General features: G+C 66.9%; 10 protein-coding genes. 5 read left to right on the top strand and 5 right to left on the bottom strand.

The window, feature by feature from the left end:
• Window positions 1–243: 243 nt before the first annotated feature.
• The 5 genes from cobA to bluB all read left to right on the top strand — a co-directional run bounded on the left by cobA (window position 244) and on the right by bluB (window position 4,328).
• On the top strand, window positions 244–1,089 hold the full coding sequence (gene cobA, locus HV770_RS23290) for a uroporphyrinogen-III C-methyltransferase (RefSeq protein ID WP_246291118.1): 846 nt from the start codon (window positions 244–246) through the stop codon (window positions 1,087–1,089).
• Window positions 1,086–1,640 carry a cobalamin biosynthesis protein gene (locus HV770_RS23285; RefSeq protein ID WP_175163375.1) on the top strand — a complete coding sequence of 185 codons (555 nt, stop codon included), beginning with the start codon at window positions 1,086–1,088 and terminating at the stop codon, window positions 1,638–1,640. The genes cobA and HV770_RS23285 overlap by 4 nt, the downstream gene beginning before the upstream one ends.
• The gene (gene cobO, locus HV770_RS23280; protein WP_175163373.1) at window positions 1,637–2,239 is read left to right on the top strand and encodes a cob(I)yrinic acid a,c-diamide adenosyltransferase; all 603 of its coding nucleotides are present in this window, start codon (window positions 1,637–1,639) and stop codon (window positions 2,237–2,239) included. The genes HV770_RS23285 and cobO overlap by 4 nt, the downstream gene beginning before the upstream one ends.
• Before the next feature lie 171 nt (window positions 2,240–2,410).
• Window positions 2,411–3,685 carry a cobyrinic acid a,c-diamide synthase CobB gene (locus HV770_RS23275; protein ID WP_246291117.1) on the top strand — a complete coding sequence of 425 codons (1,275 nt, stop codon included), beginning with the start codon at window positions 2,411–2,413 and terminating at the stop codon, window positions 3,683–3,685.
• The gene (gene bluB, locus HV770_RS23270) at window positions 3,669–4,328 is read left to right on the top strand and encodes a 5,6-dimethylbenzimidazole synthase (RefSeq protein ID WP_175163369.1); all 660 of its coding nucleotides are present in this window, start codon (window positions 3,669–3,671) and stop codon (window positions 4,326–4,328) included. The genes HV770_RS23275 and bluB overlap by 17 nt, the downstream gene beginning before the upstream one ends.
• An 8-nt stretch (window positions 4,329–4,336) precedes the next feature.
• Here bluB and HV770_RS23265 read toward each other — a convergent pair whose 3' ends face one another.
• The 5 genes from HV770_RS23265 to HV770_RS23245 all read right to left on the bottom strand — a co-directional run bounded on the left by HV770_RS23265 (window position 4,337) and on the right by HV770_RS23245 (window position 14,041).
• A complete protein-coding gene (locus tag HV770_RS23265; protein ID WP_175163367.1) occupies window positions 4,337–4,930 on the bottom strand; it encodes a DUF4136 domain-containing protein in 594 nt (197 codons plus the stop codon).
• A 30-nt stretch (window positions 4,931–4,960) separates the two neighbouring features.
• Window positions 4,961–7,459 (bottom strand): CHASE2 domain-containing protein, encoded by a 2,499-nt coding sequence (locus tag HV770_RS23260; protein WP_175163365.1) that lies wholly within the window; start codon window positions 7,457–7,459, stop codon window positions 4,961–4,963.
• Between the two features lie 66 nt (window positions 7,460–7,525).
• Window positions 7,526–8,962, bottom strand: a complete 1,437-nt coding sequence (locus tag HV770_RS23255; RefSeq protein WP_175163419.1) for a FecR family protein — start codon at window positions 8,960–8,962, stop codon at window positions 7,526–7,528.
• A gap of 14 nt (window positions 8,963–8,976) precedes the next feature.
• Window positions 8,977–9,714 carry a response regulator transcription factor gene (locus HV770_RS23250; RefSeq protein ID WP_175163363.1) on the bottom strand — a complete coding sequence of 246 codons (738 nt, stop codon included), beginning with the start codon at window positions 9,712–9,714 and terminating at the stop codon, window positions 8,977–8,979.
• An 832-nt stretch (window positions 9,715–10,546) separates the two neighbouring features.
• Window positions 10,547–14,041, bottom strand: a complete 3,495-nt coding sequence (locus HV770_RS23245) for a DEAD/DEAH box helicase (protein ID WP_175163361.1) — start codon at window positions 14,039–14,041, stop codon at window positions 10,547–10,549.
• Between the last annotated feature and the right edge of the window lie 263 nt (window positions 14,042–14,304).

Below are 14,304 nucleotides of genomic sequence, written 5' to 3'. Positions count from 1 at the left end.
CGTCACGCCGCCAGCCGCCGGAATCCGCGAGGGACGGATATGAAGGCGCTGAAGCACGACGTGACGCGTCCATTCGCGTATTCCGTATGAGCCGTACTCTCGCTGGATTCGCCAAGAACCAGCCGCGTTTTCACCGAGCCCGAATCCGTTGCACCGCATGATTTCAATCTCCGCCATGGGACACCGCTGCCCGCTTCCCCCCTTCCCGCCGGTTACGACATGGCGCGCGTCGTGCCCGCCGCGATGAGCCGCGCGTGGCTGATCGGCGCGGGCCCCGGCGACGTCGAACTGATGACGCTGAAGGCCACCCGCGCGCTGGCGCAAGCCGACGTGGTGCTGGTCGACGACCTGGTCAATCCCGACGTGCTGCAATTCGCACGCGATGACGCGCTGGTCGTGTACGTGGGCAAACGCGGCGGGCATCCGTCCACGCCGCAAGCCGGCATCGTCGCGCAGATGCTCGGGCACGCGCGGGCCGGACGCAGTGTGGCGCGGCTCAAAGGCGGCGATCCGTTCGTGTTCGGCCGCGGCGGCGAGGAACAGCAGGCGCTGCATGAAGCGGGCATCGAGGTCGAAGTGATCAACGGCATCACGGCGGGGATTGCCGCGCCCGCGGCAATCGGCATCCCGGTCACACATCGCGATTACGCACAGGGCGTCGTGTTCGTCACGGGACACGGCGCGGGCAGCGGCGAGCCGGATTGGGCCGTACTCGTCGCTACACGGATGACGCTGGTGATTTATATGGGCATGCGGCGCCTGAACGAGATCGCCGCCGCGCTGCTCGCGGCCGGCATGCGCGCCGACACGCCGTGCGCGGCGATCGAGTCGGCTACGCGTGCCGAACAGCGTCACGTGCTGGCGCGGCTCGGCGGATTCGTGGATGCTGTCGCCCACGCGGGGCTTGGCTCGCCAGCGATTGTGGTGATTGGCGGGGTGGCGTCGCTGGCGCTGGCTCGTATGGCGGCGGAGACGGACATGGCTCATGCGGCGGCGGCTGCTCGCAGGGGCGGCTCCGACGCTCAGGGCGATTCTGTTGCTGGTGCCGCTACCGCCGCGGCCTCGACTCCCGGAACGGACCCCCAATGAAAACGCTGAGCGTCGGCATTGGTTGCCGCCGGAACACCTCGCCCGCGCAGATCGAAGCGGCCGTGCGCGCCGCGCTCGGCCCACATGCAATCGAACGGATTCGTGCGATCGCTTCAGTCGACACCAAAGCTGACGAGCCGGGTCTGCTCGAATTCTGTGCGCGTCACGCGCTGCCGTTGCTGCTCTTCAGCCGTGAGCAGATCGCGGCAATCACCGTTGCGACACCGTCGGACGCCGTGCGCGAGCATCTCGGCGTGGACGGCGTCTGCGAACCGTGCGCGCTGCTAGCGGCGTCGTGTGAGCCTGCCGCGCTTGTAGCGGCGACTGTGCGTGGCGCATGCGCGGCGCACACCGCACCGGACGCAATACCGCCTGCCGCTCCTGCTACGTCCGCCGCACGTGCCGTACCCATTGCACCGACTGCTCCCACCGCCCGCCTCCTCGTCTCCAAAACGCACCACGGTGACGTCACCGTGGCAATCGCCACGGCCGCAACCGCCGCCAGCGTCGAACCACCCGACCACGCCCCTCACCGACAGGACCTTCGATGAAGACCGACCCCGAATCGCATCAACGCATGACCGAGCGCCGACGCGAAGGCCACGAGAAGAAGCAGGCCAACGCGACCGTCGAAAAAGGCCTGCTGATCGTCAACACCGGCACCGGCAAAGGCAAGACCACCGCCGCGTTCGGCATGGCCGTGCGGGTGCTCGGACACGGCATGCGCCTCGGCGTCGTGCAGTTCATCAAAGGCGCGCTGCATACGTCGGAGCGCGATTTCCTCGGCGCGATCGCGAACTGCGATTTCGTCACGATGGGCGACGGCTACACCTGGAACACGCAGAACCGCGACGCCGACATTGCCACCGCCCGCAAGGGCTGGGACGAAGCGCGCCGGATGATCGAAAGCGGCGACTACCAGATGGTGATCCTCGACGAGTTGAACACCGTGCTGAAGTACGAATACCTGCCGCTCGACGAAGTACTGTCGGTGCTGAATGCGCGCCCCGCGATGCTGCACGTGGTGGTCACCGGCCGCCACGCACCGGACGCGCTGATCGAGGCCGCCGACCTCGTCACCGAAATGCGCATCGTCAAGCATCCGTATCGTGAGCAAGGCGTGAAAGCGCAGCGCGGCGTGGAGTTCTGAGCGATGTCCGAGCGGCTCGACGGCACTTCATCAGGAGCGGCCCAACAGGGCGATGCCTGCGCTTCGCACGGGGCGCCCTCCCAGGGAACGTCTACCGGGGCGTCCGCTCAGGAGACTTACTCCGGAGCGCGCCCGAAGGAGAGTTCCTCGCGCGCCTGCCCCGCACTCTTCATCAGCGCTCCCGCTTCGGGCCAGGGCAAAACCACGATCACTGCCGGTCTCGCGCGCTATCACCAACGCTTGGGACGGCGCGTACGCGTGTTCAAAACCGGCCCGGACTTTCTCGATCCGATGATCCTCGCGCGCGCGAGCGGCGCACCGGTTCTGTCGCTCGACCTGTGGATGGTTGGCGAAGCCGCGTGCCGCAATCTGCTCGCCCAGGCGGCGGCCGAAGCCGATCTGATCCTGATCGAGGGCGTGATGGGTCTGTTCGACGGCACGCCGAGCAGCGCCGATCTCGCAACGGTCTTCGGCGTGCCGGTGCTCGCAGTGATTTCCGCGAAGGCGATGGCGCAGACCTTCGGCGCGGTCGCCTTCGGCCTCGCGCACTTTCGCCCGCAGGTACCGTTTCATGGCGTGCTCGCGAATCGCGTCGGTTCGGCGCGGCACGCGCAGATGCTCCAAGAGGCATTGCCCGCCGGGCTGCGCTGGTGCGGATATATCGCAGCCAGCGATGAAATCGCATTGCCCGACCGCCACCTCGGGCTGCACCAGGCCGCCGAGATCGACGATCTGGACGCGCGTCTGAACCACGTCGCCGACACGCTCGCCCAGACCGCGCTCAGCGCCTTGCCGCCGCCGGTCGACTTCGGCGCGCCGGTGCCGCAAGCGTTGCCGCGTCTGCTCGACGGGAAGCGCATCGCGATTGCCCGCGACGCCGCGTTCTCGTTCATCTATCCGGCCAACGTCGCGCTGCTGGAAGCGCTCGGCGCGCGGCTCGACTACTTCTCGCCGCTCGCCGACGAGGTCTTGCCCGACGACGCCCACGCGCTCTATCTGCCCGGCGGTTACCCGGAACTGCACGCCGCGACGCTCGCCGCCAGCACACGCAGCGCCGCGTCGATCCGCGCGCACGCGGCGGCGGGCAAACCGCTGGTGGCCGAATGCGGCGGCATGCTCTACCTGCTCGAGCGGCTGACCGACACGCACTGCGTCACCACGCCGATGCTCGGCCTGCTGCCCGGCCATGCGACGATGCAAACCCGCTTCACCGCGCTCGGCATGCAGCAGATCGACGGCCTGCATGGGCCGCTGACCGGTCACACGTTTCACTATTCGAAGCTGATCAGCCCCCTCACGCCACTGCGCTTGGCCACCCGGCCGAACGGCGACGGCCCCGGCGAGGCTATCTATCGCGCGGGCTCGATCGTGGCGACCTACATGCACGCTTACTGGCCCTCCAACCCGGCCTTCACGGCCGCCCTGTTCCATGGCGAAGCCTTTTAACGACTCCGAGCGCGACGCCGTCTATCGCGCGATTTACGAACGCCGCGACATGCGCCACTTCGTGCGCGATCCGGTCGATCCCGCCGTGCTCGCGCGTCTGCTCGACGCGGCGCATCACGCGCCGAGCGTCGGCTTCATGCAGCCGTGGCGAATCATGCGGATCACCGATTCCGCGCTGCGCACCGCCTTGCATGCGACGGTCGAAAGCGAACGGCTCGCCACCGCCGACGCGCTCGGCAAGCGCCGCGAAGAGTTCATGAAGCTGAAAGTGGAAGGCATGCTGGAGTGCGGCGAACTGCTGGTGATCGCGCTGATGGACGGGCGCGAACGCCATATCTTCGGGCGCCGCACGTTACCGGAGATGGATCTGGCATCGGTGGCGTGCGCGATCCAGAACATGTGGCTCGCCGCGCGCGCCGAAGGGCTCGGCATGGGCTGGGTGTCGCTGTTCGACGTCGACGCGGTTCGTACGCTGCTGCACATGCCCGAGGGCGCGCGGCCGGTTGCGATACTGTGCCTCGGTCATGTCGACCAGTTCTACAGCGAGCCGATGCTGGAAACGGAGCGCTGGGCGACGCGCCTGCCGCTCGCCGATTGCGTGTTCGACAACCGCTGGCCGCAAGCCGACGCGCCGCCGCAATAACGCGCCCGTTACTGCGCCAGCGGCTTCACCGAAATCACGACCGGCACGCCGCGCGCCTTGTCCTGCCGGAGCTTGACACGCCAGTCGGACGCATCGAATGGAAACTTCGCCAGCGCGCTTTTCACGAGCACCGGCATGGCGTGCAGCGCGTTCGCATCGCGATCGGCGATCACCGCGCGAACCTTGTAGCGCTCTTCGCCGCTCGTGCGCTCGAAAAAGCGCAGCGTCAGCGAATGCCGGTAAGCGGTGCCGCCGAACAGTGCGAACGGCGCGTCGGCTTTGGCGCAGTCGCTCGGCGCGCAATCCTTGCCGCCGACGCCGACCGTGGCCGGCCGCGTGTCGTACGCAATCGACAGCAGATAATGCGCGGCGTTGCCCGTCGCGGCGGCGAAGCCGCGTTTGGCCAGTTCGTCGCGCAGCAGCGCCTCGAATTGCGGATGATCGGCGCTGGCATCCTGCGACGGCATGCGCGTGATCGTATAAGTCGGCTCGCCCGGCAGCCCCGCCGCCGGATTCGCGCTGTGCACGTCTGCATTCAGCCCCGCGCATCCGCAGAGGCTCACCGCGGCCAGCGCGGCACACATCAGAGTGGTTGTGTCCATCTTCTCTTCCGAACATTGCGTGTTGGTCCGTCATGAACGTGACGTGACGGATGCGTCGAGCTGCGCGTCGTCGAGCGCCGGCAGCCAGATCGTAAAAGCCGTACCCTCGCCCGGCGCGCTGATCACGTCGACGTCGCCGCCATGGCGCGTCACGACGGTCTTCACGAAGGCCATGCCGAGCCCCGCGCCGCCCACCTCGGGCCGCTCGCTCGCGTGAAAGCGGCGAAAGCGCTCGAACAGCCCCGCCTGCTGCTCCTTCGGAATGCCGTAGCCCTGATCGCGGATCGTGCACGACACGCGCCGCGCCGCGCCCGGCACGATCGCCGGCGTTTCGCTTCCGACGCTGCACACGATGCGCGTATCCGGCGGACTGTACTTGACCGCGTTGTTCAGGATGTTGACGAGCGCGCGCGTCATCAGCGACCGGTCGACGCAGATCCAGTGGCCGTCGTCCTCGTGGCCGCCGCCGGTGTCCGTCTGCAGCGTGATGCGCTTCGCGTGCGCCTGCGGCCAGACTTCGTCGCTCGCGTCGATGATCAGCTCGGTCAGGCTCACCGGTTCGAGCACATAGGCTTGCGATTCGGCGCGCGCGAGTTGCACGAAGTCGTCGGCGAGCGTGAGCGCGCGTTGCGCATAGCGCTCGATGCGCCCCAGCAATTCGCGCGCAAGCGTGGGCTCCGTGCGGGCGCGCTCGATCTCGACCAGCGCCAGAATCGACGCCTGCGGCGAGCGCATGTCGTGCGACAGCAGCCGCAACGCGTCTTCGCGCTGACGCTCGGCTGCATGCAGCGCCGACACGTCGACGAGACCCGCGATCCAGCCGGTCGGCTCGCCTTGCGCGTTGGTGCAGGTCGCGTAGCGTAGCAGATGGTCGCGCCCGTTGGCGTCGCGCACCTCGACGCCGTGCTCCATCAGCGCGGCGAATTCGGCGCGCGCGGGATCGAGCAGCGCCGGCCAGTGCGCATGCGCGTACTGATTGTGCTCGGCGTCCGAGCTTGCGTCGCCGTCGATCGTCTTGACGAGCGTCAGGCCGTCCAGCACCGCCTGCATGTGCCGCCCTTCGGGCAGCGGCGCGCCGAGCCGCGCGAAATGCGCCTTGGCAGCATGGTTCGCGATCAGCACGACGCCGTGCACGTCGCTGACCAGGATCGGCTCGGGCATGCTGTTGAGGCTGTCCCAGACGAAGCGCTTCATGTCCTGCACCCGCTGCGCGGCCTGCGCCATCAGCGCCATGTGCTGCTCCAGCACATCGCCGCTGAACTCGCGGCCGCGTTGCGGCGTTTGCGGCAAGAGATGAGGCTCGTCGGCGAGGCGCTGCAGTTCTTCGCGCAGATAAGCCATCGTCATTTCGAGTCGCCGCCAGTTCCAGATCGGATACACGACCACCAGGCCGATCATGGCCGGCGCCGGCGACATCCAGAACCGCGCGCCGTACAGCCACCCCGCGCTGGCGGCCGCCGAGAGCAGCACGAGGCCGACCGTCAACAGCAATGAACGACGCGGCGACAGCACCAGAAAGCCGGCCAGCAGCATCGCGAGCGGCAGCAGCGACACCGCGAACACTATCCAGCGCCCGGCCGGCTGGATCTCGCGGCCGGTGAGCAATGTGTCGAGCACGTTCGCGTGGATGTACACACCGGGCAACGGTCCGAGCTCACCGGACACCGGCGTAGCAAAACGGTCGTACAGACCGGACGCGGTCACGCCGATCACCACAACGCGTCCGCGCAACTGGTCGGCCGGTACCTTGCCGGCGAGCACACTCGCGAAGCTCAGCCTCGTGTAGCTCTGCGCGTTCGGGCCGAACGGGATCAGGAAGCGGTCTTCGCCGCCGTCATCGCGGGCAGCCAGGTTCGCGGCCGCACTGACCGGCGCTTGCCGTGGCGGCCGCCCACTCAGGTGCACGGTGTCTCGCCTGACCGCATCGGCGAGCGTCACCATCAGTTGCGGCCAGCGCGAGCCGGCGTCCCCCTCGAACTGCGCGACGCTGCGCACGATGCCGTCGCGGTCCACTTCGAAATTGATGTGGCCAAGGCCGGCCGCCGCCTGCGCGAGCGGCGCGACGGGCTCGACCGCCACACGGCGCCCCGAGGCGTCGGGCGCGGTGAGCAGCACCGGCAGGTAGGTCGGGCTCAGCGCGAGCGCGTGGGCCAACTGGGCGTCTTCAGGATTGGCCTCGGTGAACAGCACGTCGTAAACCACGGCGGCGGGTTTCGCCCTGGCGATCTGTTCGAGCAGCGCCGCATGGACGCTGCGCGGCCACGGCCAGCGGCCGAGTTGCGCGATGCTCGCGTTGTCGATTTCGACCACGACGATGTCGGGCAGCGAAGGCTGCGCGCGCGCACTGAGAAAATAGTCGTAGACCAGCAGATCGACGCTCGCGCTCAGCCGGCCGAGCGAAGCAAGCAGAATCACCAGAATGCCGAGGCAACCGACGCTCACCCATTCGATCAGGAAGCGCAGGCCGGCGCGCCTGCCAAGACGGGCACGCGGGTCGACGAGGCTCAAGCGCGTAGGAGTGGTCGGCAAATGGGTGCGGGGTGAGGGGCCAGAGAATGGGCCGGCACGCGGGCCGGCCTCGCCAATCTATCAGCGTCAGCGCGCGATCGTAAACGAGCGCACCGCGCTGCCCGTTTCGTAAAGGCGGCCGTTCTGGAACTGCTCGGCGATGATCGTCCAGTAATAGACGCCGGCCGGCAAATCGCTGACGACGAATTGGCCGCCCGACAGATCGGTACGGTCGACCACCGGCTGACGCAGATCGGGCGTCTTGCCCAGCACGAAGCGAAAACGCGTGTCGACGCGCGCCCGGCTGACGAACCAGCGGAACTCGTAGTCGTGACTGTTGGCACGCGGCCCGGCCGACGCCTCGAGCCCCACCTGACGCCGCTCGAATGCGTACACCTGCGGCAGACCGTCGAGCCCGTTGGCGGCGGTCGCGGCGATCCGTACGAAATACGTGCCGTCCGGCAGATCGCCGAAGTCCGCATGCGGCGCGCTCACGCGCAGATCGCGGATCAGGTCGAGCTGATCGGCGTCGCGCGCGATCTGCACGCGGTAGCCGACGGCGTGGTCGGCCGGAACGAGATCGAACGCGACCGTCTGGCCGTCCTGCACCCGTGCCGGCTGGACTAGCGCCGGCGCCGGCAGCAGTTCGACCGGACCACCGACTGCGCTGCCCGAACGCGTGACGTTACCGAAGCGCGCCTTCACGAGCTGCTCGGACGCCTGCAGTGCCGCGCCGGGCGGCGGTGCGGCGTCCCGGCCGTTCTGCGCGGCCGGATCGACGCCGACTGCGCCGTCGAACACCGTCACCATGGTGGTCTGCGCGTCGCCGCTGTAGGTCACCTTGAAACGTGTCCCGCGCACGCCCGCCACCACCGATGGCGAACGGATCTGGAAGCGGTCGTCCGGTTTCTTCGCATGCGTGACCTGGCTCTCGACCTCGCCGTGACGCAGATCGAAGACGCGGTCGCCCGCGCCGGTGAGCGTGGTGCGCCGCAGCTTGCCGATGTCGAGCTCGCCATCCTGCGAGACGGTGACGAACGACCCGTCCGGCAACTCCAGCGTGACGAAGCCGTTCGGCCCGGTACGGATGCGGTCGCCTTCGACCAGCGTCGCGTCCGGTCTGAGCGGCGCATAGGGGTTCTTGCCGAAGGCGCGCTCGGCCGGACCGCTGGTCGCCACCACGTGAGCCGTCTCCCAATCCTGCTTCAGGCGGTCGGCGGGCAGGCGCAATACGATGCCGGCCGGCATGCGGCGTGGCGCGGGCACGTGGTTCAGACGGCTCAGGGTCGCCCAGTCGGCGGTGCCGTCCAGATAACGGTTGGCGATGCCGTACAGCGAGTCGCCTTCGCGCGTCGTGTACCGCACGTAAGCCGGCGCCGTGGCCTTGGCGCGCGGATTGAGCGTGCGGGGTCCCGCCGGCCCGGCCGATGCAGACCCGCACCAGCTCATTGCAATCAGGCCGGCCATCAACAGCCAGCCGGCGGCACGACGGCCCGGCACGGGTACGCTGCAGCGTACCGTCATAGTCGGGGAAAACATCACGCCTGCCCCGCTTCCGGCGTTTCGTCCGCGGCGGCCGGCGGCTCGTTGGTCTCGATCCGTTCGAGCCGGTAGCCATAACCGTAGATCGGCGTGAGACGATAACCGCTCTCCGGCCGCAGCCCGAGCTTGCTGCGCAGCATCGACACGTGGGTGTCCATCGTGCGCGAAGGGATGTCGGTGGCCTGCTTCCAGATCACGTCGAGAATGTGAGCGCGCGACAGCGGCCGGCTCAAGTGCTGGAACAGCAGCAGCGCCAGTTCAAATTCCTTCTGCGTGACGGCGACCGGCGTGCCCCGCACCGTCACGTGCTTGGCACCCAGATCGAATTCGAATTCGCCGAATACTTCTTTCGCCGCCGGCGGCTTCAGGTAGTAGGCACGCCGCAGCAGCGAGCCGACCCGCGCCAGCAATACAGCGGCCGATACCGGCTTGACGAGATAGTCGTCGGCGCCCGTGTTGAGGATCGACGTGATATCGGTTTCGCGGCCACGGCTGGTCATGAACAGAATCGGCAAGCGCTCGGAGAGGCTCTCGCGCACCCAGTGCAGCACCTCTTCTCCCGACATGTCAGGGACATTCCAGTCGAGCACGAGCAGATCGAAAGTCTGGCGCCGCAACTGCCGCACCAGTTCCCGCCCCGCGCCGTATGCGTGACAGATATGGCCCGCCGCCGACAGCGTTTGGCAAACCAGATCGGCCTGAGCCGAATCGTCATCCAGAACTGCAATTCTCATAAAACCCCGCAACGCGAAATCGTTCTTCGTAACCGGTGGCCGGCTAGCCGGCAGACGACCGGGATGGCGGTGCTCGCACCGGCGATCCGGCTTCCCATTCGATCTGGCCGCAGCTTTTCGACTAGTGGTTCTTCCTCGCCCCCGTTTTCAGCATTGCCTCGGCCGGTTCCGAAACAACGCTTATAGCGACCGACTTTATCCTACAGATTATTCAGAACAGGTCATCATAATCGAAACCGCCATGCGTTTTTCGGACGCAGTTCAGCCGCTATCCGTGGCGACTTCCGATTGAGTGCCGCTTTCACCTGTTTTCTTGAAGTCTCTCCGGCCCCGCCGACTGTGGATCGCGTCCGCGGCCAATCGGCGCTCACATCGGCTGGTCTCGCTCGCGCGCCGATTGGAGCGGGTCTGCCTGTGATTGCAGATTGATCCGTACTCGCCGCTCACCGATTTAACAATTTTCGAGTGAGTATAAGAATGATCTCAAAATAAATCGTTTAAACATTGTCAAATCGCGACAAAAGGCAAGCGGGAACGGATTGATTGGGGGTATCCGGCCGTTGTTGTCAGCGAGCGAGCTTTATCTCAAAAAAGATCGCATTTGGCGACTATGGCGACTACGCCCCACTTTTATTGAGATAGCAATGCGGCCCAATAAAACCCGGCGTTGAGGTTGAAGTGGGCTGGCTGCGCAAAAAAAAGCGGCGTCACCTGACAGAGGCCGACGCCACTCAGAACAGACTACGCTCGCCGGACTACAGCCCTCACTTGCCGGCTTTGAGATGTATCCCGCGACAGTGCGGCCACAGCGCGCCCACGCGCCCAACGAGGGTCACCTCTCGCCTTCAATTTCCGGCATCGGCGCGAACAGCGCGTCGAGATCGTCATCCGAAAACTTGGCGGCGCCCGCCGCGTCTTCAGAGAGGATGCTGTCGGCAAGTCCCGCCTTCTGCTCCTGCAACTCGACGATCTTTTCCTCGATACTGCCCGCGGCAATCAGCTTGTAGACGAACACCGGCTTCTCCTGCCCCAACCGATGTGCGCGGTCGGTCGCCTGGTTTTCGGCGGCCGGATTCCACCAGGGGTCGTAGTGGATCACCGTGTCGGCGGCAGTGAGGTTCAGGCCGACGCCGCCCGCCTTGAGGCTGATCAGGAACAGCGGCACCTCACCCTGCTGGAACCGTTCGACGGGTGTGATGCGATCGGCCGTGTCGCCGGTCAGGATCACATAGGGAATCGCGGCTTCGTCGAGCGCTTCGGCGATCAGCGACAACATGCCGGTGAACTGCGAAAACAGCAGCACGCGACGGCCTTCCTCGATCAACTCGGGCAGCATCGACAGCAGCAGATCGAGCTTGGCCGAACGCATCGCGCGTGCGCCCTTTTCACCTTTCTCGATTTTTTCCCTGTCCGGCCTGGCGGAATTTCCAGCCGCCTCATCGTCTGCCTGCGCCGCCGCACCGTTTGCCTTCAACATCCTGACAAGCCGCGGATCGCAACAGACCTGGCGCAGCTTCAGCAACGCATCCAGCACGATGATGTGACTGCGCGCGAGCCCCTGAGCGCTGACCGCGGCGCGCACCTTCTCCTGCATCGCCGTGCGCACCGTTTCATAGAGATCGCGCTGCGCGCCCTCCAGATCGACCGAACACACGATGGTGGTCTTGGCCGGCAACTCCTTCGCGACCTCGTCCTTGCGACGGCGCAGCATGAACGGCCGGATGCGGCGCGCCAGCAGCGCGCGGCGCACATTGTCGCCGTTCTTCTCGATCGGATTGCGCCAGCGCCGCGTGAAGTCTTTCTGAGTGCCGAGGAAACCCGGCAGCAAAAAATCGAACTGCGACCACAACTCGCCGAGATGATTCTCCAGCGGCGTGCCCGTCAGGCACAGCCGATGTCGTGCGCGCAAACCACGGATCGCCTGCGCGGCCTTGGTGGTCGCGTTCTTCACGTATTGCGCCTCGTCGAGAATCAGCAGGTGATACTCATGCTCGGCGAGCACCTTCTGATCGCGCCATAGCAGTGCGTAGGTGGTCAGGATCAATTCGTGTTCGCCGATCTGCTCGAAGCGCTCCTTGCGCTGCGGGCCATTGAGCACCAGCACCTTCAACTCCGGAGCGAAGCGCCGCGCCTCCTCGCGCCAGTTGTGCACGAGCGTGGTCGGCACGACGATCAGCGCGGGGCGGCTCAGACGTCCCGCTTCCTTCTCGACGAGGAGGTGCGCGAGCGTCTGCACAGTCTTGCCGAGCCCCATGTCGTCGGCAAGCACGCCGGCGAGATCCTGTTCGCGCAGAAACTGCATCCAGTTGAGGCCTTGCTGCTGATACGCGCGCAGCTCCGCCTTCAGACCGCGCGGTACCGGCACTTCGCGCAGGCCCGGACCGGCTTGCAGACGCCGCGCGAGCTGACGGATCGAATCGTCGCCGCGGAATTGCCAGCGGCCGGTGTCGTTCAACGCCTCCAGCCGGCCGGCGTCGACCGACGGCACGCGCAGCGGCGCGCCTTCGGCGAGCGTGCCGCCGAGCGAGTCGAACAGATCGACGAGCACCCGCACCACCGGCTTCAGACGATCGGCGCGCAGGCGCAGCCGCTTGTTTTCCTCCGTCTTCAGTTCGATCGGCTCATGGTCGGCGATGCTGTCGAGCCCGCCGTTCAACCAGCGCCGGTCGCGCCGGAACAGATCGGCGAGCAGCGGTTCGAGCCGCACATTGCGCTCGCCGACCCGGATGCCCATCTCCAGATCGAACCAGCCGTCGCCGGCCTGATGGGCGGTGCCGTCGATCGCATCGATCTCGATCACGTTGTAGCGGAACGCCGGCGCCATCGTCACGCGCCAGCCTTGCCGCACGAGTTCCGGCACGGCATCGTTGACGAAGGCGGACCACGCGTCGGCGTCGGGCAGGCCGAGCATCGTGTCGGGCAACAGCCGCGACGCGGAGACCCGGCTGGTAGGGACTTTCTGCAGGCCGGTCTTGCGCAGTTCGAGCAGACGCTTCTTCTCGGCCTCGTAGCGCCGGCGGATATGGATCACGTCGCCGCCCGGCATCGGCACCAGCGTGACGCTGCTGTCGACGTTGATGCTCACGCCGTCGTAGTCGAAGCTCACGCCTGCCAGTTCGACCGCCTGGAGGTTGCGCTGCTCGCCCTTCCTCGCGGACGGCAGCGCGTGGCTGTTGAGCGTGAGCACCGGCACCGGCTCGACGTCGATCACGCGGATCGCGGACGCGTCATGGGTGGGCGGCAGCGGCAAGTCGGGCGCGATCTCGCGCAGCACCGATGCGACGAGCGGCGCTTCGGCCAGCGAGATCGGCGGCATCGCGAGGTAATCGGGCAACTGCTGGAACGGCAGCGACGACTGCACGATGCCCGCTTCGTTCGCGACGCCGTCCACGTACCAGACCGGCTCGGTCGGCAGGACCATCGACGCACGCGGTTCGGTGCACAGCACGGGCCGCAGACGCTGGTCGGCGAGCGGCTCCCATTCGATCCGGCCGGGGCGGTCGGCGGCGCGCGACAGCGGCACCGGCCCGGCGCCGCCCGGCGCGGCTTTGAAGTCGAAGAACAGGCGTCCCGTCGCGATCAGCTTCTGCAGCATCTCCGCGCCGTTGGTGCCGCGCAGGATGAATTGGCCGAAGTCCTCGCGCGAGCGGCCAAGCCAGAGGCCGCGCAGGATCGACAGGTCTTCGTCGGAGACGAATTTCGGTTGCTTGAGGAGCGCGGCTTCCACGTTGTCCCAGGGTTCGTCGACTTCGACGACCATGCCGTCCGGATTGCAGCGCGCGCGGTACAGCACGACCTCGTGGCGCATATGAAAGTTCGACCAGTTCAGCCGGTACGCAAGCGTCTGAGTGCTCCCGGCGCCCGTTTTTTGCGTGATCGCGTCGGCGGCCTCGGCGCGGGCACGAAAACGCTCCAGCCAGCTCACCAGTTCAGGGCGCACGCCGGCCGGCCGGGCCAGGTTCGCGAGGGGTTGCGGCGGCTGGCTGCGTGGCGGCTCGCCGTCGTCCGTCTCTTCGTTCGGCTCGATGTCGATGATGTGGTCCATCTCGTCGTGATACTCGAGTTCGGCGAGCAGCAGCGCGGCGACGTGCTTGCAGTCGCGGCCGACCGGGCAGGTGCAGTCGCTTTGCGCCCACGGCGAAGCGCCATCGGTGCGAAATCGCACTCGCGTTCTGTACGGCCGCGGCTGCGTGCCCTGGACGTCGCCGCTGAGCGTGGCGCCCTGCCACTGCACATGAGTGACCGCGCCCACCGAGCGCGCTTTGGCCATGGTCCGATCACCGAGCCATTCCGCAATCCGTTCCCGATCAAAGAAAACTGACGACATCAGCGTCCATTCCTATTCAAGCCGGCCGAGGCAATCGCGCGTGGATCGTGAGGCTCGCCGGAGCGTGCGTCGATGCGGGTGTCGGCGATGGTCCGCGCGGCTGCGATTGCATGTGATAGCCGGCCATTTTACGCGTTGGAGGGGATTGGCTGTGGGGGGCGGAGTTGGGGCTTGGGGCTTGGGGCTTGGGGCTTGGGGCTTGGGGCTTGGGGCTTGGGGCTTGCGGCTTGCGGCTTGCGGCTTGGGGCGTGGGGCTTCGGGCC

Origin of the sequence: Paraburkholderia fynbosensis, from assembly GCF_902859935.1 — a bacterium.
Lineage (GTDB): Bacteria > Pseudomonadota > Gammaproteobacteria > Burkholderiales > Burkholderiaceae > Paraburkholderia > Paraburkholderia fynbosensis.
The sequence above is the reverse complement of the archived record's forward strand: the minus strand, read 5'-3'. Positions and strand labels throughout refer to the sequence as shown.

What these genes read in the sequence shown, in the direction of transcription:
- cobA (WP_246291118.1), top strand. Translation starts at nt 244, where the DNA reads ATGAGCCGCGCGTGGCTGATCGGCGCGGGCCCCGGCGACGTCGAACTG.
- HV770_RS23285 (WP_175163375.1), top strand. Translation starts at nt 1,086, where the DNA reads ATGAAAACGCTGAGCGTCGGCATTGGTTGCCGCCGGAACACCTCGCCC.
- cobO (WP_175163373.1), top strand. Translation starts at nt 1,637, where the DNA reads ATGAAGACCGACCCCGAATCGCATCAACGCATGACCGAGCGCCGACGC.
- bluB (WP_175163369.1), top strand. Translation starts at nt 3,669, where the DNA reads ATGGCGAAGCCTTTTAACGACTCCGAGCGCGACGCCGTCTATCGCGCG.
- HV770_RS23265 (WP_175163367.1), bottom strand. Translation starts at nt 4,930, where the DNA reads ATGGACACAACCACTCTGATGTGTGCCGCGCTGGCCGCGGTGAGCCTC.
- HV770_RS23255 (WP_175163419.1), bottom strand. Translation starts at nt 8,962, where the DNA reads ATGACGGTACGCTGCAGCGTACCCGTGCCGGGCCGTCGTGCCGCCGGC.
- HV770_RS23250 (WP_175163363.1), bottom strand. Translation starts at nt 9,714, where the DNA reads ATGAGAATTGCAGTTCTGGATGACGATTCGGCTCAGGCCGATCTGGTT.
- HV770_RS23245 (WP_175163361.1), bottom strand. Translation starts at nt 14,041, where the DNA reads ATGTCGTCAGTTTTCTTTGATCGGGAACGGATTGCGGAATGGCTCGGT.